General features: G+C 37.3%; 19 protein-coding genes. All 19 read left to right on the forward strand.

The annotated features are described in order from the left end of the window. Window positions 1-51 precede the first annotated feature (51 nt). The 19 genes from MKX66_RS00675 (at window position 52) to asd (ending at window position 21,771) form a co-directional block, all read left to right on the forward strand. Window positions 52-1,752, forward strand: coding sequence for a proline--tRNA ligase (locus MKX66_RS00675; RefSeq protein ID WP_078175371.1), 1,701 nt, complete (start codon window positions 52-54; stop codon window positions 1,750-1,752). A 124-nt stretch (window positions 1,753-1,876) separates the two neighbouring features. Next, entirely contained in the window at window positions 1,877-6,178 is a 4,302-nt protein-coding gene (locus MKX66_RS00680; RefSeq protein ID WP_002033677.1) for a PolC-type DNA polymerase III, read from the forward strand. Between the two features lie 333 nt (window positions 6,179-6,511). Further along, window positions 6,512-6,982, forward strand: coding sequence for a ribosome maturation factor RimP (rimP, locus tag MKX66_RS00685; protein ID WP_002088165.1), 471 nt, complete (start codon window positions 6,512-6,514; stop codon window positions 6,980-6,982). A gap of 17 nt (window positions 6,983-6,999) precedes the next feature. Further along, window positions 7,000-8,106 carry a transcription termination factor NusA gene (gene nusA / locus MKX66_RS00690; RefSeq protein WP_002014554.1) on the forward strand — a complete coding sequence of 369 codons (1,107 nt, stop codon included), beginning with the start codon at window positions 7,000-7,002 and terminating at the stop codon, window positions 8,104-8,106. Between the two features lie 11 nt (window positions 8,107-8,117). After that, a complete protein-coding gene (gene rnpM, locus MKX66_RS00695) occupies window positions 8,118-8,390 on the forward strand; it encodes an RNase P modulator RnpM (RefSeq protein ID WP_341085286.1) in 273 nt (90 codons plus the stop codon). Beyond that, a complete protein-coding gene (locus MKX66_RS00700) occupies window positions 8,391-8,702 on the forward strand; it encodes a YlxQ family RNA-binding protein (protein WP_002033679.1) in 312 nt (103 codons plus the stop codon). 4 nt (window positions 8,703-8,706) lie between these two features. Further along, the gene (gene infB, locus MKX66_RS00705; protein WP_002014558.1) at window positions 8,707-10,773 is read left to right on the forward strand and encodes a translation initiation factor IF-2; all 2,067 of its coding nucleotides are present in this window, start codon (window positions 8,707-8,709) and stop codon (window positions 10,771-10,773) included. Beyond that, window positions 10,770-11,051, forward strand: a complete 282-nt coding sequence (locus tag MKX66_RS00710; protein ID WP_002088157.1) for a DUF503 domain-containing protein — start codon at window positions 10,770-10,772, stop codon at window positions 11,049-11,051. Before infB ends, MKX66_RS00710 begins: the two co-directional genes overlap by 4 nt. Before the next feature lie 15 nt (window positions 11,052-11,066). Then, the gene (gene rbfA / locus MKX66_RS00715) at window positions 11,067-11,423 is read left to right on the forward strand and encodes a 30S ribosome-binding factor RbfA (protein WP_000776437.1); all 357 of its coding nucleotides are present in this window, start codon (window positions 11,067-11,069) and stop codon (window positions 11,421-11,423) included. Between the two features lie 90 nt (window positions 11,424-11,513). After that, window positions 11,514-12,437, forward strand: coding sequence for a tRNA pseudouridine(55) synthase TruB (gene truB, locus MKX66_RS00720; RefSeq protein WP_002033681.1), 924 nt, complete (start codon window positions 11,514-11,516; stop codon window positions 12,435-12,437). Between the two features lie 43 nt (window positions 12,438-12,480). After that, window positions 12,481-13,452 (forward strand): bifunctional riboflavin kinase/FAD synthetase, encoded by a 972-nt coding sequence (ribF, locus tag MKX66_RS00725; protein ID WP_002128800.1) that lies wholly within the window; start codon window positions 12,481-12,483, stop codon window positions 13,450-13,452. A 100-nt stretch (window positions 13,453-13,552) separates the two neighbouring features. Next, window positions 13,553-13,822, forward strand: a complete 270-nt coding sequence (gene rpsO / locus MKX66_RS00730) for a 30S ribosomal protein S15 (protein WP_001229392.1) — start codon at window positions 13,553-13,555, stop codon at window positions 13,820-13,822. A gap of 161 nt (window positions 13,823-13,983) precedes the next feature. Next, window positions 13,984-16,137 carry a polyribonucleotide nucleotidyltransferase gene (gene pnp / locus MKX66_RS00735; protein WP_002033682.1) on the forward strand — a complete coding sequence of 718 codons (2,154 nt, stop codon included), beginning with the start codon at window positions 13,984-13,986 and terminating at the stop codon, window positions 16,135-16,137. A 155-nt stretch (window positions 16,138-16,292) separates the two neighbouring features. Then, window positions 16,293-17,192 (forward strand): polysaccharide deacetylase family protein, encoded by a 900-nt coding sequence (locus MKX66_RS00740; protein WP_193651947.1) that lies wholly within the window; start codon window positions 16,293-16,295, stop codon window positions 17,190-17,192. 86 nt (window positions 17,193-17,278) lie between these two features. Continuing rightward, on the forward strand, window positions 17,279-18,520 hold the full coding sequence (locus tag MKX66_RS00745; protein ID WP_085312221.1) for a M16 family metallopeptidase: 1,242 nt from the start codon (window positions 17,279-17,281) through the stop codon (window positions 18,518-18,520). 135 nt (window positions 18,521-18,655) lie between these two features. Continuing rightward, the gene (locus MKX66_RS00750; protein WP_002014571.1) at window positions 18,656-18,904 is read left to right on the forward strand and encodes a YlmC/YmxH family sporulation protein; all 249 of its coding nucleotides are present in this window, start codon (window positions 18,656-18,658) and stop codon (window positions 18,902-18,904) included. A 172-nt stretch (window positions 18,905-19,076) separates the two neighbouring features. Then, window positions 19,077-19,979, forward strand: coding sequence for a dipicolinic acid synthetase subunit A (dpaA, locus tag MKX66_RS00755; protein WP_002088148.1), 903 nt, complete (start codon window positions 19,077-19,079; stop codon window positions 19,977-19,979). After that, a complete protein-coding gene (gene dpaB, locus MKX66_RS00760; RefSeq protein ID WP_002111357.1) occupies window positions 19,976-20,575 on the forward strand; it encodes a dipicolinate synthase subunit B in 600 nt (199 codons plus the stop codon). The genes dpaA and dpaB overlap by 4 nt, the downstream gene beginning before the upstream one ends. 149 nt (window positions 20,576-20,724) lie before the next feature. Next, on the forward strand, window positions 20,725-21,771 hold the full coding sequence (gene asd, locus MKX66_RS00765; protein WP_002014577.1) for an aspartate-semialdehyde dehydrogenase: 1,047 nt from the start codon (window positions 20,725-20,727) through the stop codon (window positions 21,769-21,771). Window positions 21,772-21,792 lie beyond the last annotated feature (21 nt).

Here is a 21,792-nt window from a genome sequence, read left to right on the forward strand (position 1 = left end):
GAGGTGAGGGATTTTATTGCGTGTAAGAGTAAAATGAAGAGGTGCGAATAAATGAAACAAAGTATGGTATTCAGTCCTACATTACGTGAAGTTCCAGCAGATGCTGAAATTAAGAGTCATCAATTATTACTTCGCGCAGGGTTTATGCGTCAAAATGCTTCTGGTATTTATAGTTTTCTACCATTTGGTTTAAAAGTGTTACACAAAGTAGAACGTATTGTTCGTGAAGAAATGGAGCGCGCAGGGGCAGTAGAACTATTAATGCCAGCTATGCAAGCTTCTGAATTATGGCAAGAATCAGGTCGTTGGTATTCTTACGGATCAGAATTAATGCGTATGAAAGATCGTAATGCTCGCGAGTTTGCGCTAGGGGCAACTCATGAGGAAGTAATTACAGATCTTGTACGTGATGAAATTAAATCATACAAAAAACTACCATTAACATTATATCAAATTCAAACAAAATTCCGTGATGAGCAAAGACCACGTTTCGGTTTATTACGCGGAAGAGAATTTTTAATGAAAGATGCGTATTCTTTCCATGCAACACAAGAAAGTTTGGATGAAGTATATAGCGGTTTATACAAAGCGTATTCTAATATCTTTGCTCGTTGTGGTTTGAATTTCCGTGCAGTTATCGCTGATTCTGGAGCAATGGGTGGAAAAGATACACACGAATTTATGGTGTTATCTGATGTAGGTGAAGATACAATTGCGTATTCTGATACATCTGATTATGCGGCAAATATTGAAATGGCTCCTGTTGTTGCTACGTATACGAAGAGCGATGAAGCCGAAAAAGCACTTGAAAAAGTAGCAACTCCAGATCAAAAAGCTATTGAAGAAGTATCTGCATTCTTAAATATCGCAGCGGAAAAATGCATTAAATCTATGGTGTTTAAAGTAGATGCGAAATTAGTAGTAGTACTTGTTCGTGGCGATCATGAAGTCAATGATGTAAAAGTGAAGAATGTATACGGAGCTTCAGTCGTTGAGCTTGCTTCACATGAAGAAATAAAAGAGTTATTAAACTGTGAAGTGGGTTCTTTAGGACCGATTGGTGTTACAGGGGATATCGAAATTATCGCTGACCATGCTGTAGCATCAATTGTCAACGGATGTTCAGGAGCGAACGAAGAAGGGTTCCATTATGTAAATGTAAATCCAGAACGTGACTTTAAAGTAAGTCAATATACAGATTTACGCTTCATCCAAGAAGGAGACCAATCTCCAGATGGAAATGGAACAATTCTTTTCGCACGTGGAATTGAAGTTGGTCATGTATTCAAATTAGGAACTCGTTATAGTGAAGCAATGAACGCAACGTTCCTAGATGAAAACGGAAAAACAAAACCACTTATTATGGGTTGTTACGGTATCGGTGTATCTCGTACAGTGGCAGCAATCGCAGAGCAGTTTAATGATGAGAACGGTTTAGTTTGGCCAAAAGCTGTTGCACCGTTCCATGTGCATGTAATTCCAGTAAATATGAAATCTGATGCACAACGTGAAATGGGTGAAAATATCTATAACTCATTACAAGAGCAAGGATACGAAGTATTACTAGATGATCGTGCAGAACGTGCAGGTGTTAAATTTGCAGATGCAGATTTATTCGGCCTTCCAGTTCGTGTTACAGTTGGTAAAAAAGCAGATGAAGGTATTGTAGAAGTGAAAGTACGTGCTACAGGCGAGTCTGAAGAAGTGAAAGTAGAAGAACTTCAAACATATATTGCTAATATTTTAAAATAAGAAGAGGTACCTCGTAATGAGGTACCTTCTCTTTCTTTGTAAACGTATTTTGTAAAAGAAGAAGGAAGAAATCTTTCTTTGTAGTACGTTTCAATTTATAATAGCAAATGGAAGGAGAGTGCTTATGTCATTAACAAATGAACAACAAGAGCGATTTCAAATTTTGCTCCAACAGTTGCAAATACCAGAAGACCTTATAAATCAATATTTACATGGCGGTGGTATTGAAAAGCTAGTTATTGATAAAGCGAATAAAAGTTGGCATTTTGACTTACAAGTGCCACGTATTTTGCCGACAGAATTATATGAGTTGCTAGAAACAAAGCTTAAGCAATCATTTTCTCATATTGCAAGAACAACATTTGCATTAGAAGCAGAGAATAAACAATTTACAGAAGAAGAAGTAAAGGCATATTGGCCGCTTTGTACAGAACGAATTACATTTTCACCTATGTTCGCGTACTTAAAGAAGCAACTTCCGCAGGTCAATGGCGTGAAGTTGCTATTAAATGTAAATAATGAGCTGGAATCTACTACTTTAAAGAAAAACGTTGCGAAACCAGTAGGTGATCAATACGAAGCTTTTGGATTCCCGCGTTTTCAGTTAGACACACATATAAAGCAAAATGCAGAAGAAATGCAAAAGTTTCGTGAGCAGACACAGGAAGAAGATCGTCAACGAGTTATACAGGCTATGGAAGAGATGGCTAAAAGGCAAGCTGAAGAAAGTGATGTTGTTCATGAAGGACCAGTTGTGCTTGGTTATCTTATTAAGCCAGATGAAGAGATTACGCCGCTGCGTGAAATTCAAGATGAAGAAAGAAGAAAAACCGTTCAAGGGTATGTTTTCCATGTAGAGACGAAAGAACTTCGTAGTGGACGTACATTATTAACTTTAAAGATAACTGACTATACGGACTCTATTATGATTAAGATGTTCTCACGTGATAAAGAAGATATCCCGATGTTACAATCCTTGAAAAAAGGAACTTGGGTAAAAGCGCGTGGTTCAGTTCAAAATGATACATTCGTGCGTGATTTAGTTATGATCGCAAATGATATAAATGAAATAACGGGACCTTCTCGTAAAGATAAAGCAAAAGAAGGAGAAAAAAGAGTAGAACTTCATCTTCATACTCCAATGAGTCAAATGGATGCTGTTACTTCTGTTTCTAAGCTCGTTGCCCAAGCCGGAAAATGGGGGCATGAGGCTATTGCAGTTACAGACCATGCTGTTGCACAGTCGTTCCCAGAAGCATATTCTGCTGGTAAAAAGGCTGGAGTTAAAGTTCTATATGGTGTAGAAGCAAATTTAGTTAATGATGGTGTGCCGATAGCATATAACGAAGCACATCGTCTACTTGCAGAAGAAACATATGTTGTCTTTGACGTTGAGACAACAGGGTTATCTGCTGTATATGATACAGTCATTGAGTTAGCTGCTGTAAAGGTAAAAGGTGGAGAAATTATTGATCGCTTTGAATCTTTCGCAAACCCTCATCAACCATTATCGGCGACGATTATTGAATTAACAGGTATTACAGATGATATGTTAACTGATGCACCAGAAGTGGACGAAGTGTTTAAAAAGTTTGAGGAATGGATGGGTGACCATACACTTGTTGCTCATAACGCAAGCTTCGATATGGGCTTTATTAACGTAGGTTTTAAAAAGGCTGGGATAGAAAAAACGAAAAATCCAGTTATTGATACGTTAGAACTTGCACGGTTCTTATTCCCAGAAATGAAAAATCATCGATTAAATACGATGTGTAAAAAGCTTGATATTGAATTAACGCAACATCACCGTGCGATTTATGATACAGAAGCAACGGGATATTTACTTGTGAAGATGTTAAAAGATGTGATTGAAAAGGGATTTGAATATCACGATCAACTAAACGATAGTATGGGACAAGGGGATGCGTATAAACGTGGGCGTCCAAGTCATATGACGTTACTTGCCACATCAGATGTTGGGTTGAAAAACTTATATAAACTTGTTTCATATTCTCACTTGAATTACTTTTATCGTGTACCACGTGTACCACGATCACTATTAAAAAAATATCGCGAAGGCATTTTAGTAGGAACAGCTTGTGACAAAGGTGAAGTATTTGAAGCTATGATGCAAAAAGCGCCTGAAGAAGTAGAAGAAATTGCACAGTTTTACGATTACATTGAGGTTATGCCTCCAGAAGTGTTACGTCATTTAGTGGAACGTGAACTCGTTCGAGATGAAGGACAGTTAAAAACAATAATTTCTAACTTAGTAAAACTAGGTGAGACGTTAGATAAACCAGTTGTTGCTACTGGGAATGTGCATTATTTAGATCCTGAGGACGCGATATATCGGAAAATTTTAGTCAGTTCGCAGGGAGGAGCTAATCCGTTAAATCGCCATTCATTACCGCCTGTACATTTCCGTACAACAAATGAAATGCTAGATTGTTTTTCATTCTTAGGTGAAGACAAAGCAAAAGAAATTGTTGTGACAAATACACACAAGATCGCATCATTAATTGGTGATGTTCGTCCAGTAAAAGATGATTTATACACACCGAAAATTGAAGGTGCTGACGATGAAACACGTGATATGAGCTATATAATGGCAAGAAGTATCTATGGAGATGAACTACCGGAAATTGTAGAAGCTCGTTTGGAAAAAGAATTGAAAAGTATTATTGGACATGGATTCGCCGTTATTTATTTAATTTCACATAAGCTTGTGAAAAAATCGTTAGTGGACGGTTATCTAGTAGGTTCGCGTGGATCGGTAGGTTCATCATTTGTTGCAACGATGATGGAAATTACAGAAGTAAACCCATTACCACCGCACTATGTATGTCCAAAGTGTAAACAATCAGAGTTCTTTAATGACGGTTCTGTAGGTTCTGGTTTTGATTTACCAGATAAAGAATGCCCAACATGTAATGTTCCATATGTGAAAGATGGGCATGACATTCCTTTCGAAACGTTCCTTGGATTTAAAGGGGATAAGGTACCGGATATCGATTTGAATTTCTCCGGAGAATACCAACCACGCGCCCATAACTATACGAAATTACTGTTCGGTGAAGATTATGTATACCGCGCAGGAACAATTGGTACGGTTGCGGAAAAAACCGCTTATGGGTATGTGAAAGGTTATGCTAATGATCATAACTTAACAATTCGAAATGCAGAGATTGATCGCTTAGTTGCAGGATGTACAGGTGTAAAGCGTACGACCGGACAGCATCCAGGTGGTATTATCGTTGTACCAGATTACATGGATATCTTTGACTTTTCACCAATTCAGTTTCCGGCTGATTCAATAGGTGCTGAGTGGAGAACAACGCACTTTGACTTCCACTCAATTCATGATAATTTATTGAAACTTGATATATTAGGACACGATGATCCGACTGTTATTCGTATGCTTCAAGATTTAAGTGGTATTGACCCGAAAACAATCCCAACGGATGATCCAGAAGTAATGAAAATTTTCTCTGGTCCAGAATCTTTAGGGGTAACGGAAGAACAAATTAACTGTAAAACAGGTACACTTGGTATACCAGAGTTTGGTACGAAATTCGTAAGACAAATGTTAGAAGAAACGAAACCAACGACGTTTTCAGAGCTTGTCCAAATTTCTGGACTGTCCCATGGTACAGATGTATGGTTAGGTAATGCGAATGAATTAATTTATAACGGTACGTGTACACTGAGTGAAGTTATCGGTTGTCGTGATGACATCATGGTATATTTAATTTATCAAGGCTTGGATCCATCATTAGCCTTCAAAATCATGGAGTCGGTGCGTAAAGGTAAAGGTGTACCTGAAGAATGGGAAGAGGAAATGAGAAATAACAATGTACCAGGTTGGTATATTGATTCATGTAAGAAGATTAAGTACATGTTCCCTAAAGCCCATGCGGCTGCTTACGTACTTATGGCTGTACGTATTGCATACTTTAAAGTACATTTCGCACTTTTATTCTATGCGGCATATTTTACAGTTCGTGCAGATGACTTTGATGTAGAGGCGATGGCGAAAGGTTCAGCATCCATACGTGTAAAAATTGATGAGATTGCACAAAAAGGATTGGATGCAGCACCGAAAGAGAAGAGTTTATTAACGGTATTAGAAATGACACTTGAAATGTGTGAGCGTGGTTATTCATTCCAAAAGGTTGATTTATACCGCTCGCATGCAACCGAATTTATAATTGATGGGGATACTTTAATTCCTCCATTTAATGCAGTTCCCGGTCTTGGTACAAACGCAGCTTTCAGTATTGTTGAAGCTCGTAAAAATGGTGATTTCTTATCAAAAGAAGACTTACAGCAGCGCAGTAAGGTTTCTAAAACGATTATTGAGTATTTAGATGGTCAAGGTTGTCTAGGAGATTTACCGGATCAAAACCAATTGTCACTGTTCTAATAGGTAGGAAAAATCTTTGCAAATCAACATTTGCTATGGTATACTATAAACCGAGATAACCATGTCATGTATATTTTGTGAAAAAGAGAGTGGGGAAACCCACTCTTTCGTGTTACTATCTACATTTTGCTGATGTAGATAGTAAAGATATTTCTGTCGTATATACATATTTTGTTACAAGTTTTACTTCTTAAATTTGGTAATACTAAGACAGATATTCCCTGCTTAACGGCAGGGGCTTTTGTTAGCTAACGAGAAAGAATAAGATAGACCGTCTTTATGAACGGGATCTTTTCTTGTAAATGGTACATGGCGGCAGGAAGGAGGCTGTTTATGGATAAGAAAGTCACAGAAATTGTAGAAGCATTTGCGCAGCCAATCGTTGAAGAGTTAAATCTTGAACTTGTAGATGTAGAGTATGTGCAAGAAGGACAAGACTGGTTCTTACGCGTATTCATCGATTCTGAAAAGGGAGTCGAAATTGAAGAATGCGGTGCGGTAAGTGAACGTTTAAGCGAAGCTTTAGATAAAGAGGATCCAATTCCTCATCTTTACTTTTTGGATGTATCATCTCCTGGAGCGGAACGTCCATTAAAGAAAGAGAAAGACTTCCAGCAAGCGGTAGGAAAACAAGTGGCGATTAAAACATATAAGCCGATTGATGGTGAGAAGATGTTTGAAGGAAAGCTACTTTCCTACGACGGTAATACAATTACACTACTATTAACAATTAAAACACGTAAAAAAGAAATCCAAATTCCAATGGATAAAGTTGCAAATGCGCGACTTGCTGTTACGTTTTAGTAAGAAGGGGGATCTTCATGAGCACTGAGTTGTTAGATGCTTTGCTCGTATTAGAGTCAGAAAAAGGTATTAGCAAAGATATTATTATTGATGCGATTGAAGCAGCATTAATCTCTGCTTATAAACGCAATTTTAACCAAGCACAAAACGTTCGTGTGAGCTTTAACCCAGAAGTGGGAACAATTCAAGTTTTAGCACGTAAGGACGTTGTAGATAATGTGTTTGATCCACGTCTTGAAATCTCTGTAGAAGAGGCAAGACAAATTAATCCAAACTACCAAGATGGTGACGTACTAGAAATTGAAGTAACGCCAAAAGATTTTGGTCGTATTGCAGCGCAAACTGCAAAACAAGTTGTAACACAACGAGTTCGTGAGGCGGAACGTGGTGTAATTTATTCAGAATTTAGTGATCGTGAAGAAGACATTATGGTTGGTATTGTACAGCGCCAAGATGCTCGTTTCATCTATGTAAGCTTAGGTAAAGTAGAAGCTTTATTACCTGTAAGTGAGCAAATGCCAAATGAGCAATATAAACCACATGATCGTATTCGCGTATTTATTACAAAAGTAGAAAAGACAACAAAAGGACCACAAATTTACGTATCACGTACACATCCTGGTCTTTTAAAACGTTTATTCGAAATGGAAGTTCCAGAAATTTATGATGGAACTGTAGAAATTCGCTCTGTAGCACGTGAAGCAGGCGACCGTTCTAAAATTTCTGTATATGCAGAGAATATCGATGTTGATCCAGTAGGTTCTTGTGTAGGACCGAAAGGACAACGTGTACAACGCGTTGTAGATGAACTAAAAGGTGAAAAGATTGACATCGTTCGCTGGTCGAATGACCCAGTTGAATATGTTGCAAATGCTTTAAGTCCATCACAGGTTGTTAAAGTACTTGTAGATGAAGCAGAGAAAGCAACAACTGTTGTTGTTCCAGACCACCAGCTTTCATTAGCGATTGGTAAGCGTGGACAAAATGCGCGTCTTGCAGCTAAATTAACAGGCTGGAAAATTGATATTAAAAGTGAGTCTGATGCGAAACAACTTGGTATTGTGACAGAAGAAGATAGCGTAATCGCATTCGGATTCGATTCAGCTGAAGACGAAATCGAATAGAGGTGATGAGTATGAGCAATCGAAAAGTTCCGTTACGAAAATGTATTGCGACGCAAGAGATGAAATCAAAACGAGAGCTAGTTCGCATTGTTCGTTCCAAAGAGGGCGAAGTGTCTATTGATTTATCAGGAAAAAAATCAGGACGAGGTGCATATTTATCAAAAGATAAAGAAAGCATTATTCAAGCCCAAAAGAAAAACATTTTGGAACATCATCTAAAAGCGAAAATCGACAGTTCTCTGTACGAAGAGCTTCTTGAGCTTGTTGAGGAGGAGTCGAAATAAGTGTCTGATTGGAAATCATTTTTAGGACTAGCAAACCGCGCTCGAAAACTTATTTCGGGTGAAGAACTCGTTTTAAAAGAAGTACGAAGTGGCAAAGCAAAGCTAGTATTGCTTTCTGAAGATGCGTCAGCGAACACTACAAAACGTATCATTGATAAAACCACGTACTACAACATACCAATGAGAAAAGTCGAAAATCGACAACAATTAGGGCATGCGATTGGGAGAGACGAGCGAGTCGTTGTAGCTGTTTTAGATGAAGGCTTTGCGAAAAAGCTACGTAGCATGCTCGATACAAATTACCGGGGGTGAAGGTATGAGTAAAATTCGAGTACATGAATATGCAAAAAAAAATAATATCTCAAGTAAAGATCTTATGACAAAACTAAAAGAGATGAATATCGAGGTTTCGAATCATATGACAATGTTAGAAGATGAAGTAGTAAACAAATTAGATAATCAATATAGCGCTGGAGCGGAAAAACCTTCTGTTGCAGATGAGTTTGAAGTAGAAGAGAAAGTTGTTCGCAGTAAAAAGAACAGCAATAAGAATAAGAAAAAAGGCAAAGCAAATGAAGATAAACGTCAAGATAACTTTGCTGGAAGACAACAAACACCAATAGTAGAAACACCAGATAAAATCACTTTCTCTGGAAGCCTTACAGTAGGTGACCTTGCTAAAAAGTTAAGCAAAGAGCCATCTGAAATTATTAAAAAGCTCTTCATGCTAGGAATTATGGCGACAATTAACCAAGACTTAGATAAAGATACAATTGAGTTAATTGCTACTGATTACGGTATTGAAGTAGAAGAAGAAGTAGTTGTAAGTGAAACTGAATTTGAAACATTCATCGATGAGCAAGATGATGAAGAAAACTTAAAAGAACGTCCAGCTGTTGTTACAATTATGGGACACGTTGACCATGGTAAAACAACATTGCTTGACTCTATCCGTAATTCAAAAGTAACTGCTGGCGAAGCTGGTGGAATTACTCAGCATATCGGTGCATACCAAGTTGATGTAAATGATAAGAAAATTACGTTCTTAGATACACCAGGTCACGCGGCATTTACAACAATGCGTGCTCGTGGTGCACAAGTAACAGATATTACAATTCTTGTTGTTGCAGCTGATGACGGTGTTATGCCACAAACAGTTGAAGCGATTAGCCATGCGAAAGCAGCTGGAGTACCAATTATTGTTGCTGTGAATAAAATGGATAAACCAGCGGCAAATCCTGATCGTGTAATGCAAGAATTAACAGAATATGAATTAGTTCCAGAAGCTTGGGGCGGAGACACGATTTTCGTACCAATTTCTGCAATTCAAGGCGAGGGAATTGACAACTTACTAGAAATGATCCTTCTTGTGAGTGAAGTAGAAGAATATAAAGCAAATCCAAATCGCTATGCAGCTGGTACTGTAATTGAAGCACAGCTTGATAAAGGTAAAGGAACTATCGCGACATTACTTGTTCAAAACGGTACACTTCGAGTTGGAGATCCAATTGTTGTTGGAACATCATTCGGTCGTGTTCGTGCAATGGTAAGTGATATTGGTCGTCGTGTAAAAGTTGCTGGTCCATCAACTCCTGTTGAAATTACAGGTTTAAATGAAGTGCCACAAGCGGGAGATCGTTTCATGGCATTCGCTGATGAGAAGAAAGCTCGTCAAATTGGTGAATCACGTGCACAAGAAGCGTTAGTTGCACAACGTGGTGAGAAATCTAAATTCAGCCTGGAAGATTTATTCCAACAAATCCAAGAGGGCGATGTAAAAGAAATTAACTTAATTGTGAAAGCAGACGTACAAGGTTCTGTAGAAGCAATGGCAGCATCACTTCGTAAAATTGATGTTGAAGGTGTAAAAGTAAAAATTATCCATACAGGCGTAGGTGCGATTACAGAATCTGATATTATTTTAGCTTCTGCATCTAATGCAATTGTAATTGGATTTAACGTACGCCCTGATGTGAATGCGAAGCGTACAGCTGAATTAGAGAAAGTTGATGTTCGTTTACACCGTATTATCTATAAAGTAATCGAAGAAATTGAATCAGCAATGCAAGGTATGCTGGATCCAGAATTCGAAGAAAAAGTAATCGGTCAAGCGGAAGTTCGTCAAACATTCAAAGTAACAAAAGTTGGAACAATCGCAGGTTGTTACGTAATAGACGGTAAAATTACACGTGATAGTGGCGTTCGTATTATCCGTGATGGCGTAGTAGTCTTCGAAGGAAAACTTGATACGTTAAAACGTTTCAAAGACGACGTAAAAGAAGTTGCACAAAACTATGAGTGTGGTATTACAATTGAGAGATATAATGATCTTAAAGAAGGGGACATCATTGAAGCATACGTTATGGAAGAAGTGAAGCGATGATTATCGCTTCACTCTCATTCGAGTGTATGATTTACGATGTGCATTCTTTAAAAGAGAAACGAGCAATTTTGCAACGTGTGTTAACTCGTGTGAAACAGCGCTATAATGTAGCTGTTTCTGAAGTTGGGCATCAAGATGTATGGCAACGTACAGAAATTGCAATTGTTTCCGTATCCTCAAATCGTGTTGTCTGTGAAAAAGAAATGAATCGTGTACTTGAGTATATCGATTCATTTCCTGAAATTGAACGTACGATAACACATTTGGAATGGTATTGAATGAGGTGAAGAGTTATGAAATTACGTGCGAACCGTGTGGGCGAGCAAATGAAAAAAGAATTAGGCGACATTATCAGTCGTAAAATTAAAGACCCACGTATTGGATTTGTTACAGTAACAGATGTACAAGTGAGTGGAGATTTACAAATTGCTAAAGTATACATTTCTGTTTTAGGTGACGAAGAACAGAAAGAAAATACATTAAAAGGTTTAGCGAAGGCAAAAGGCTTTATTCGTTCAGAAATTGGCCAACGTATTCGTCTTCGTAAAACACCAGAAATTACCTTTGAGTTTGATGAGTCTATCGGATATGGTCATCGAATTGATACACTTTTACATGAAATTAATAAAGACGGTAAACGTGAAGAATAATGGATAGACATTTGTCTATCCATTTTTTCAATGTAAAATAAGTTTTGCATAATTGCAATTACTACAAAAGAATAATGATGAGGTGAGTATATGGAAGGTGTAGTATTATTACATAAGCCAAAGGGAATGACATCACATGATTGTGTGTTCAAATTAAGAAAGATATTGCGTGAGAAACGAATTGGTCATACAGGGACACTGGATCCAGATGTAACAGGAGTATTACCTATTTGCGTTGGGCGTGCAACAAAAATTGCGCAATTTTTAACAAGTGAAACAAAAACATACGAAGGTGAAGTGACATTAGGATTTTCGACAACAACAGAAGATGCTTCTGGTGAAGTTGTGGAGAAACAAGATGTAAATCGTGTCATTACACGTAAAGAAGTAGAAGAGGTACTAGCGGAATTAACAGGGACAATTGAACAAATGCCGCCGATGTTCTCAGCTGTAAAAGTTAACGGGAAAAAACTATACGAATATGCAAGGGCAGGACAAGAAGTTGAACGTCCAGTTCGTACAATTACAATTCATGAATTTGTATTACTTGATGAACGTGAAGTTTTTGAAGGGGAAAATATTTCATTTCGTTTCCGTGTAACGTGTAGTAAAGGAACATATGTAAGAACACTAGCAGTAATGATAGGTGAAAAACTTGGATTTCCATCACATATGTCTCACCTTGTAAGAACAGCATCTGGTGAATTTTTACTAGAAGATTGCATATCATTTGAAGAAATTGAAGAAAACGTGCAAAATGGAACAGTAGAGTCTATTTTCATCTCAATTGATGAGGCGCTAAGTAAGTTTCCAAAAATGGTTGTAGATGAAAAGCAAGCTGAAAAAATAAAGAACGGTATGTTCTTAAAGAATGAATTAGAAACAACAGCACCATTTATTACAGTATTTGATAAAAATGATCGTTGCTTAGCAATTTATGAACATCACCCAAAACACCCTGGAATGCTAAAGCCAATGAAAGTACTTGTGAATAATCAAGAACTAAAGCTATAATGAATTATTGGAAGGATTATTACAGAAAAAGGTGAATTCAAGCGTGAAACTTATTCATTTAACTCATCCACATGAACAAAATAAAATAGAATTACCACCTACTGTAATGGCATTAGGATATTTTGATGGCATTCATTTAGGACATCAACGTGTGATTCGAACAGCGAAAAAAATAGCGGATGAAAGAGGATGTAAAAGTGCTGTCATGACGTTCCATCCACACCCATCTGTTGTATTAGGAAAAAAAGAAGCGCATGTGGAGTATATTACACCGATGCGCCTTAAAGAAGAAATCATCGCAAGTTTAGGAATTGATATCTTATATGTGGTGAAATTCGATGAGCCATTTGCTGGATTATTACCACAGCAGTTTGTCGATGAGTATATTATTGGTTTAAATGTAAAGCATGTAGTAGCAGGCTTTGATTATTCATATGGACGTTTAGGAAAAGGGAAGATGGAGACTTTACCATTTCATGCAAGAGGGGAGTTTACACAGACCGTGATCGAAAAAGTTGAATATCAAGAAGAAAAAGTAAGTTCTACTTCATTACGAAAGTTAATTCGAAACGGTGAAATGGAACAAATTCCATCTATTTTAGGGAGAGCTTACACGGTAGAAGGAACAGTTGTACACGGTGATAAGCGTGGACGTCAAATTGGTTTCCCAACTGCAAATGTAGGTTTAAGTGATGAATATTTGTTGCCACCTGTAGGTGTATATGCGGTAAGATTGAAGGTTCATGATGAATGGCATGATGGTGTATGTAATATCGGATATAAACCAACTTTCAAAGAGAATGAGCGTCAATTATCTATTGAAGTGCATCTATTTGAATTTAATAAAGACATATACGATCAAAGTGTTACAGTGGAATGGCACATGCGTATAAGAGAAGAAAAAAAGTTTAATGGAATTGATGAGTTAGTTGCTCAAATCGCTCAAGATAAAAAGGTTGCCCAAGAATATTTTGCGAGCGTAAAGAATATACTTGCTTTTTCAAATGAAAAGTAGTATTCTATGTTATGTACTTTATGACAACCATTACTTGGCATTGCGACTCACCGATGCTTGCTAGGTAACTGGGGGTTTAATTATTAGGAGGTGAAATAGGATGGCTTTAACACAAGAGCGTAAAAATGAAATCATTGCACAATTTAGAACTCATGAGACTGATACTGGTTCTCCAGAGGTTCAAATTGCTGTCCTAACGGAGCAAATTAACACTCTAAACGAGCACTTACGTACTCACAAGAAGGATCATCATTCACGTCGTGGTCTATTAAAGATGGTTGGTAAACGTCGTAACTTACTTACTTACCTTCGTAATAGCGATATCACACGTTACCGTGAATTAATCACAAAGCTTGGCTTACGTCGATAGTCAAAGAAGCGGGAATATTCCCGCTTTTTTGTTAGGTAAAAATATATCTTCTACTCTTTATAGCTTACTTAATTTTCGGCAATACTAGAGGAAAGAATATTGTGATATACTATCCATTTACATAGAAGAATTGAATATTTTAAATTGAGAGGGGTACTTAAATGAGTCAGGAAAAGCAAGTCTTCTCGATAGATTTAGCTGGTCGTCAGCTAACAATTGAAACAAGTCAGCTTGCAAAACAAGCAAACGGAGCAGTATTAGTAAGATACGGCGACACAGCAGTTCTATCTACAGCAACTGCATCAAAAGAGCCAAAAAATGTAGATTTCTTCCCGCTTACAGTAAACTATGAAGAGCGTTTATATGCAGTTGGAAAAATCCCAGGCGGTTTTATTAAGCGCGAAGGCCGTCCAAGTGAAAAAGCAATTTTAGCAAGTCGTTTAATTGACCGTCCAATCCGTCCACTTTTCGCAGATGGTTTCCGTAATGAAGTACAAGTTGTCAGCATCGTAATGAGTGTTGATCAAGACTGTTCTTCTGAGATGGCAGCTATGCTTGGTTCTTCATTAGCATTATCTATTTCAGATATTCCATTTGAAGGTCCAATCGCAGGTGCGACAGTTGGTCGTATTAATGGCGAGTTCGTTATTAATCCAACAGTAGAACAGCAAGAACAAAGTGATATGCACCTTGTTGTAGCTGGTACGAAAGATGCAATTAACATGGTTGAAGCAGGAGCGGATCAAGTACCTGAAGAAACAATGTTAGAAGCAATTATGTTTGGACACGATGAAATTAAACGTCTAATTGCATTCCAAGAAGAGATTGTACAAGCTGTCGGTAAAGAGAAAACAGCAGTGAAACTTTATGAAGTGGATGCTGATTTGAACCAAGCTGTACGTGAAATGGCTGAGACAGATATGCATTCTGCAATTCAAGTGCACGAAAAACATGCACGTGAAGATGCAATTAGCGTAGTGAAAAAGCGTGTAATTGAGCATTACGAAGCTGAGGAAGCTGATGCTGATACATTAGGACAAGTAAGTGAGATTTTATATAAAATTGTAAAAGAAGAAGTACGTCGTCTTATTACAGTTGAAAAAATCCGCCCAGATGGTCGTAAAGGTGACGAAATTCGTCCTTTAGCATCAGAGGTTGGCATTTTATCTCGTACACATGGTTCTGGTCTATTCACACGTGGACAAACGCAAGCATTAAGTATTTGTACATTAGGTGCATTAGGCGATGTGCAAATTTTAGATGGTCTAGGTGTAGAAGAGTCAAAACGCTTTATGCACCATTATAATTTCCCTTCATTTAGTGTTGGTGAAACAAGACCAATGCGTGGACCAGGTCGTCGTGAAATTGGTCACGGAGCACTAGGAGAACGTGCTCTTGAACCTGTACTCCCATCTGAAAAGGATTTCCCATATACAGTTCGTCTTGTATCTGAAGTATTAGAGTCAAATGGTTCTACTTCACAAGCGAGTATTTGCGGTAGTACATTAGCGATGATGGATGCGGGTGTACCACTTAAAGCACCAGTTGCTGGTATTGCAATGGGTCTAGTGAAATCTGGTGAGCATTACACAATTTTAACAGATATTCAAGGAATGGAAGACCATTTAGGTGATATGGACTTTAAAGTAGCAGGTACTGCAAAAGGTGTAACTGCACTACAAATGGACATTAAAATCGATGGTTTATCTCGTGAGATTTTAGAAGAAGCATTACAACAAGCGAAAGTTGGTCGTATGCACATTCTAAATCACATGTTATCTGTTATCGCTGAACCTCGCATTGAGTTATCTGCGTATGCTCCGAAGATTATTACAATGGCAATTAACCCAGATAAAATTCGTGATGTTATTGGACCAAGTGGTAAACAAATCAATAAAATCATTGAAGAAACTGGCGTTAAAATTGACATCGAGCAAGATGGTACAGTATTCATTTCATCAATTAATCAAGAGATGAATGAAAAAGCGAAGAAAATTATCGAAGATATCGTTCGCGAAGTACAAGTAGGCGAAATCTACTTAGGAAAAGTTAAACGCGTTGAAAAATTCGGTGCGTTCGTTGAATTATTTAGCGGTAAAGATGGACTTGTTCACATTTCTGAACTTGCACTTGAGCGTGTAGGTAAGGTAGAAGACGTTGTGAAAATCGGTGATGAGATTTCAGTTAAAGTTATCGAGATTGACAAACAAGGTCGTGTAAACTTATCTAGAAAAGTATTGCTAAAAGAAGAGCAAGAAAAAGAAGCAGCTAAAGAAGAAGCAGCTAAAGAAGAAAACGCACAAGAGCAACAATAAGTGAAAGCCAGTTTAGCTGGCTTTTTTTGTTATGTAAAAAATGTGATTCATTTAGATTTTTATGTGAGTATAGGTATAGTTTTCATCATAACGCTCAAATTAACAAAGATAAGAAGAAAATGGTTTCTTTTTTTATAGTTAATGGGAGGGTTTATATGAAAGCTCGTATATTAGCGTACATATTTATATTTTCTTTATATATGGGTTGTGGCTCTTATTCCGTTTTTGCGCAGGATAACTTGCATGAAGAGATTCAAAAGCATGTAAAACAGTACGAGATTATGCCGCAAAATGCGATGATTGATAAGATTTGGAAGGCGACGCCTGGGTATAATGGAAAACAAGTGGATATAGAAGCGTCCTATAATAATATGAAGAAAATCAAGAAGTTTGATCAAAAACAACTTGAATTTAAGGAAGTATCACCGAGTGTTCACTTAGAAGATTTACCACCAGCTCCCATTTATCGAGGACATCCAAATAAAAAGATGGTGGGATTAACAATTAATGTGGCCTGGGGTAATGAGTATTTGCCACGTATATTAGAGATATTGAAAAAACATGATGTGAAGGCGACTTTCTTTTTAGAAGGACGCTGGGTGAAAGAAAACTTACGATTTGCCAAAATGATTGTCGATGCAAATCAAGAAGTAGGAAATCATTCTTACACACACCCTAATATGAAAACGCTGTCTACAGATGAAATACGAGATCAATTACAAAAAACGAATCGAATGATAGAAGCAGCTACAAATCAGAAAGTGAGATGGTTTGCTCCGCCAAGTGGAAGCTTTCGGGATGAGGTAGTAAAAATAGCGGATGATTTCCAAATGGGGACGATTATGTGGACTGTAGATACAATTGATTGGAAGCGGCCAGAACCGGGTGTGCTATTGCAGAGAGTAATGCGAAAAATACATCCAGGTGCTATTGTGCTAATGCATCCTACTTCACCTACAACAGAAGCGCTAGATACTATGATTAAAAATTTAAAGGAACAAGGATATAAAGTGGGGAATATTACAGAATTACTAGATGAAAAACGTGTGGATTAAATACATTTGCATGACATTCATCTCTAAACTTGTTATCATTAAATAATAGCAATTATTTAGAGAAACTGGCATTAGGAGGAAAGTTTTTGATTAAAAAATATACGTGTAAAAATGGTGTAAGAATTGTTATGGAGAATATACCAACTGTACGCTCGGTTGCGATTGGTGTATGGATCCACGCAGGTTCAAGAAATGAAAATGAAAAAAATAATGGGGTTTCACACTTTTTGGAACATATGTTCTTTAAAGGGACAGAAACGCGAAGTGCAAGAGAGATTGCAGAATCATTTGATAGCATTGGTGGACAAGTAAATGCTTTTACTTCAAAAGAATATACATGTTACTATGCGAAAGTGCTAGATGAGCATGCTAAATATGCATTAGATGTTTTAGCAGATATGTTCTTTAATTCAACATTTGATGAGGAAGAACTGAAAAAAGAGAAGAATGTTGTATGTGAAGAAATAAAAATGTACGAAGATGCGCCAGATGATATTGTGCATGATATGTTAACGAAAGCAACATATGAAACGCATCCGCTTGGATATCCTATTTTAGGAACAGAAGAAACGCTTGAAACATTTACAGGTGATACGTTACGTCAATATATGAAAGATCATTACACACCTGAAAATGTTGTTGTATCAATTGCAGGGAATATTGATGAAGCATTTTTACAAACTGTAGAGCAATATTTCGGTAGTTACGAAGGGACAACAAATCGTGAACAAGTACATAGCCCAATCTTCCATTTCAATAAAGTAGCACGTAAGAAGGAAACAGAACAAGCTCATTTATGTTTAGGATATAAAGGCTTGCAAATGGGACACGAAGATATTTATAACTTAATTGTATTAAATAATGTTTTAGGCGGTAGTATGAGTAGCCGTTTATTCCAAGAAGTACGTGAGCAACGTGGATTGGCGTACTCAGTGTTCTCTTATCACTCTTCTTATGAAGATACAGGAATGTTAACACTTTACGGTGGAACAGGTAGTAAACAATTAGATACACTGTATGAAACAATGCAAGAAACGTTAAATACGTTGAAAAATACAGGTATTACAGAAAAAGAGCTTGTTAACAGTAAAGAACAATTAAAAGGAAACTTAATGTTAAGTTTAGAAAGTACGAATAGTCGTATGAGCCGTAATGGTAAAAACGAATTGCTTCTTCGTAAACATCGTTCTCTTGATGAGATTATTGAAAGTGTAAACACTGTAACAAAGCAAAATGTAGACGAGTTAATTCGCAATATGTTTACCGATGAATTCTCTGCGGCACTTATTAGTCCAGATGGAAAACTGCCAAAAGGAATGAAACTTTAATCGATCTTGTAATTCATTCGCTTTCGGAAATAACCGTATCTCTTTTATATGAGATACGGTTATTTTTTTTATATATGCAGAATAGGTACTTATTATAGGATAACCTTCATAAAAAGTAGGATAGGGGGAGATTTAATGCGTTTAAGTGAATTAAGTGGCAAAGAGATTGTGGATTTAGAAAGAGCAGAAAAAATGGGAGTTTTAGGTCATGCAGATTTAGAAATTGATGAGAGAGATGGAAAAATACAAGCGCTTATTATACCTGCTGGGAAATGGGGAGGTTTTAAAAGAGAACAGCAAGAAGTGAGAGTAGAATGGAGCAAAATAAAGAAGGTTGGAAATGATATGATACTTTGCGATCTTACGAACCATTCAAGATCATAGTGAAAGATGACCATTTTGGTTGTCTTTTTTTTATCTTTATATAAAGAAGATAAATCACGTGTGCTTTTTGTTTTTCAATCACCTCAAACTCGTACATTACATATGATGTGGAGGAAAAAGAAAAAGTAGGCATTTTTCTTATAAATGAAAGAAAAAGAAGGTGAATTAGGGAATGTTGACTGAGATGCATATTGCTGTCATAGGAGGAGATGCACGGCAGCTAGAAGTAATTCGCAAGCTAGTCGAACTGGACGCGAAACTTTCATTAATAGGGTTTGAACAGTTAGATCATGGCTTTACAGGGGCAGCAAAGGAAAGTATACAAGATTTAAATTTCACTTCTTTAGATGCAATTATTTTGCCGGTTGCAGGGACGAATGCCAGAGGAGAAGTAGATACTATTTTTTCAAATGAGAAAGTTTCCATAACGAAAGAACAAATTGAAAAGACGCCAGAAAACTTCACTATATATTCAGGTATTGGTACACCTTACTTGGAAAATCTCGTAGCTACTACAAATCGCAAACTTGTAAAATTATTTGATCGTGATGATGTTGCAATCTATAACTCTATTCCGACCGTAGAAGGTACACTAATGATGGTTATTCAACATACTGATTACACAATTCATGGATCGAATGTAATGGTTTTAGGATTTGGTAGAACTGGTATGAGTGTTGCAAGAGCCTTTCAATCATTAGGAGCACATGTCAAAGTTGGAGCGAGACGTTCGGAACATATTGCTCGTATTACAGAAATGATGTTTTCTCCTTTTCATATGCAAGACATAGAGAAAGAAGTAGGTAATATCGATATTGTTATTAATACAATTCCGCATCTTGTTGTGACAGCGAATGTTCTTTCAAAAATGCCAGCTCATACGCTAGTTATTGATTTAGCTTCTAAGCCAGGTGGCACGGACTTTCGCTATGCGGAGAAGCGTGGAGTGAAGGCACTATTAGCACCTGGTCTTCCTGGGATTGTTGCACCGAAAACAGCAGGACAAATATTAGCGAATGTTCTTTCTCAGTTATTAATAGCAGATGCAATCGCAAAGGAGGATGATGAGAAATGAGTTTGAAGGGAAAACGAATTGGTTTCGGATTTACAGGGTCACATTGTACGTATGAAGAAGTTATGCCACATTTAGAGAAGTTAATTGCAGAAGGTGCAGAAGTACGTCCCGTTGTTTCTTATACTGTCCAATCAACAAATACTAGATTTGGCGAAGGGGAAGAATGGATTAAAAAGATCGAAGAAATAACCGGTTTTAAGGCAATTAATTCAATCGTTGGCGCAGAGCCACTAGGACCGAAAATTCCACTAGATTGCATGGTGATTGCACCACTAACAGGGAATTCGATGAGTAAATTTGCAAATGCAATGACAGACTCTCCAGTATTAATGGCAGCAAAAGCGACGCTTAGAAATGGGAAGCCTGTCGTATTGGCTGTTTCGACGAATGATGCTTTAGGGCTTAATGGAGTAAATCTCATGCGCCTAATGGCTACAAAAGACATCTACTTTGTACCATTTGGCCAAGATGCACCAGAGAAAAAACCGAACTCAATGGTAGCTCGTATGGAGTTACTTGAAGATACAGTATTGGAAGCGCTACAAGGAAAACAATTACAACCTGTTGTTGTAGAAAAATTCAGATATATGAATTAAAAAACGAAAAAAACGTACAATTTTTGTTGAAACCATCATTCTTACTGTAGAATATGATAAAATTAACGTTATTAAGATTAGAGGGGGCATTGTAAGCTCCTTCTAATTCTAAGTTATAGAAGGATTGGTATCTAGAAAGGGGCATAGTGATGGAAAAGCAAAAAACTTTTCATGTCGCTGTAGTTGGAGCAACCGGCGCAGTTGGTGAACAAATGTTAAATACTTTAGAGAAACGAGAATTTCCAATTGGGAAGTTAACGTTACTTTCATCTAAACGATCTGCAGGTAAGAAACTTGTATTTAAAGGCGAAGAATTTACAGTTCAAGAGGCAACTCCTGAAAGTTTTGAAGGAGTAGATATTGCACTATTTAGTGCAGGTGGATCTGTATCGAAACAATTAGCGCCAGAAGCAGCAAAGCGCGGTGCAATTGTTGTTGATAATACAAGTGCATTCCGTATGACAGAAAACGTGCCACTTGTTGTACCTGAAGTAAATGAAAATGATTTAAAAGAACATAATGGTATTATTGCAAATCCAAACTGTTCTACAATTCAAATGGTAGTAGCTCTTGAACCAGTTCGCCAGCAATATGGTTTAAAACGAGTAATCGTTTCCACATATCAAGCTGTATCAGGTGCTGGTGCGGCAGCTATTGAAGAACTTCATGAACAATCACAAGCAATCTTAAATGGCGAAGAAGTAAAGGCGAATGTTTTACCTGTATCAGGTGACGAAAAGCATTTCCAAATCGCTTTTAATGCTATTCCACAGATTGATAAATTCCAAGATAATGGATTTACATTCGAAGAAATGAAAATGATTAATGAAACGAAAAAAATTATGCATATGCCTGAATTAGAAGTAGCTGCGACATGTGTACGTTTACCAGTTGTATCGGGTCATTCCGAGTCTGTGTACATTGAAGTAGATAAAGAAGGCGTAACAGTAGAAGAAATGAAAAACTTACTTGCAAATGCAGAAGGTATTGTACTGCAAGATAATCCAGCAGAGCAGTTATATCCAATGCCAGCTACTGCAGTAGGTAAAAATGAAGTATTCGTTGGAAGAATCCGTAAAGATTTAAATAATGATAAAGGATTCCACCTTTGGGTCGTATCTGATAACTTATTAAAAGGCGCTGCATGGAATTCTGTTCAAATTGCAGAGCGCTTAGTAAAATTACAATTAGTGTAAACGGCTAAGAGAAGGTGCAAA

The sequence above is a fragment of the Bacillus sp. FSL R9-9530 genome, from assembly GCF_038008145.1.
In the GTDB taxonomy this organism is placed as follows: domain Bacteria; phylum Bacillota; class Bacilli; order Bacillales; family Bacillaceae_G; genus Bacillus_A; species Bacillus_A mycoides.

Bases quoted from the DNA above. Each gene is read 5' to 3' on its own strand.
- MKX66_RS00675 (WP_078175371.1), top strand. From the start codon at position 52: ATGAAACAAAGTATGGTATTCAGTCCTACATTACGTGAAGTTCCAGCA.
- MKX66_RS00680 (WP_002033677.1), top strand. From the start codon at position 1,877: ATGTCATTAACAAATGAACAACAAGAGCGATTTCAAATTTTGCTCCAA.
- rimP (WP_002088165.1), top strand. From the start codon at position 6,512: ATGGATAAGAAAGTCACAGAAATTGTAGAAGCATTTGCGCAGCCAATC.
- nusA (WP_002014554.1), top strand. From the start codon at position 7,000: ATGAGCACTGAGTTGTTAGATGCTTTGCTCGTATTAGAGTCAGAAAAA.
- rnpM (WP_341085286.1), top strand. From the start codon at position 8,118: ATGAGCAATCGAAAAGTTCCGTTACGAAAATGTATTGCGACGCAAGAG.
- infB (WP_002014558.1), top strand. From the start codon at position 8,707: ATGAGTAAAATTCGAGTACATGAATATGCAAAAAAAAATAATATCTCA.
- MKX66_RS00710 (WP_002088157.1), top strand. From the start codon at position 10,770: ATGATTATCGCTTCACTCTCATTCGAGTGTATGATTTACGATGTGCAT.
- rbfA (WP_000776437.1), top strand. From the start codon at position 11,067: ATGAAATTACGTGCGAACCGTGTGGGCGAGCAAATGAAAAAAGAATTA.
- truB (WP_002033681.1), top strand. From the start codon at position 11,514: ATGGAAGGTGTAGTATTATTACATAAGCCAAAGGGAATGACATCACAT.
- rpsO (WP_001229392.1), top strand. From the start codon at position 13,553: ATGGCTTTAACACAAGAGCGTAAAAATGAAATCATTGCACAATTTAGA.
- pnp (WP_002033682.1), top strand. From the start codon at position 13,984: ATGAGTCAGGAAAAGCAAGTCTTCTCGATAGATTTAGCTGGTCGTCAG.
- MKX66_RS00740 (WP_193651947.1), top strand. From the start codon at position 16,293: ATGAAAGCTCGTATATTAGCGTACATATTTATATTTTCTTTATATATG.
- MKX66_RS00750 (WP_002014571.1), top strand. From the start codon at position 18,656: ATGCGTTTAAGTGAATTAAGTGGCAAAGAGATTGTGGATTTAGAAAGA.
- dpaA (WP_002088148.1), top strand. From the start codon at position 19,077: ATGTTGACTGAGATGCATATTGCTGTCATAGGAGGAGATGCACGGCAG.
- dpaB (WP_002111357.1), top strand. From the start codon at position 19,976: ATGAGTTTGAAGGGAAAACGAATTGGTTTCGGATTTACAGGGTCACAT.
- asd (WP_002014577.1), top strand. From the start codon at position 20,725: ATGGAAAAGCAAAAAACTTTTCATGTCGCTGTAGTTGGAGCAACCGGC.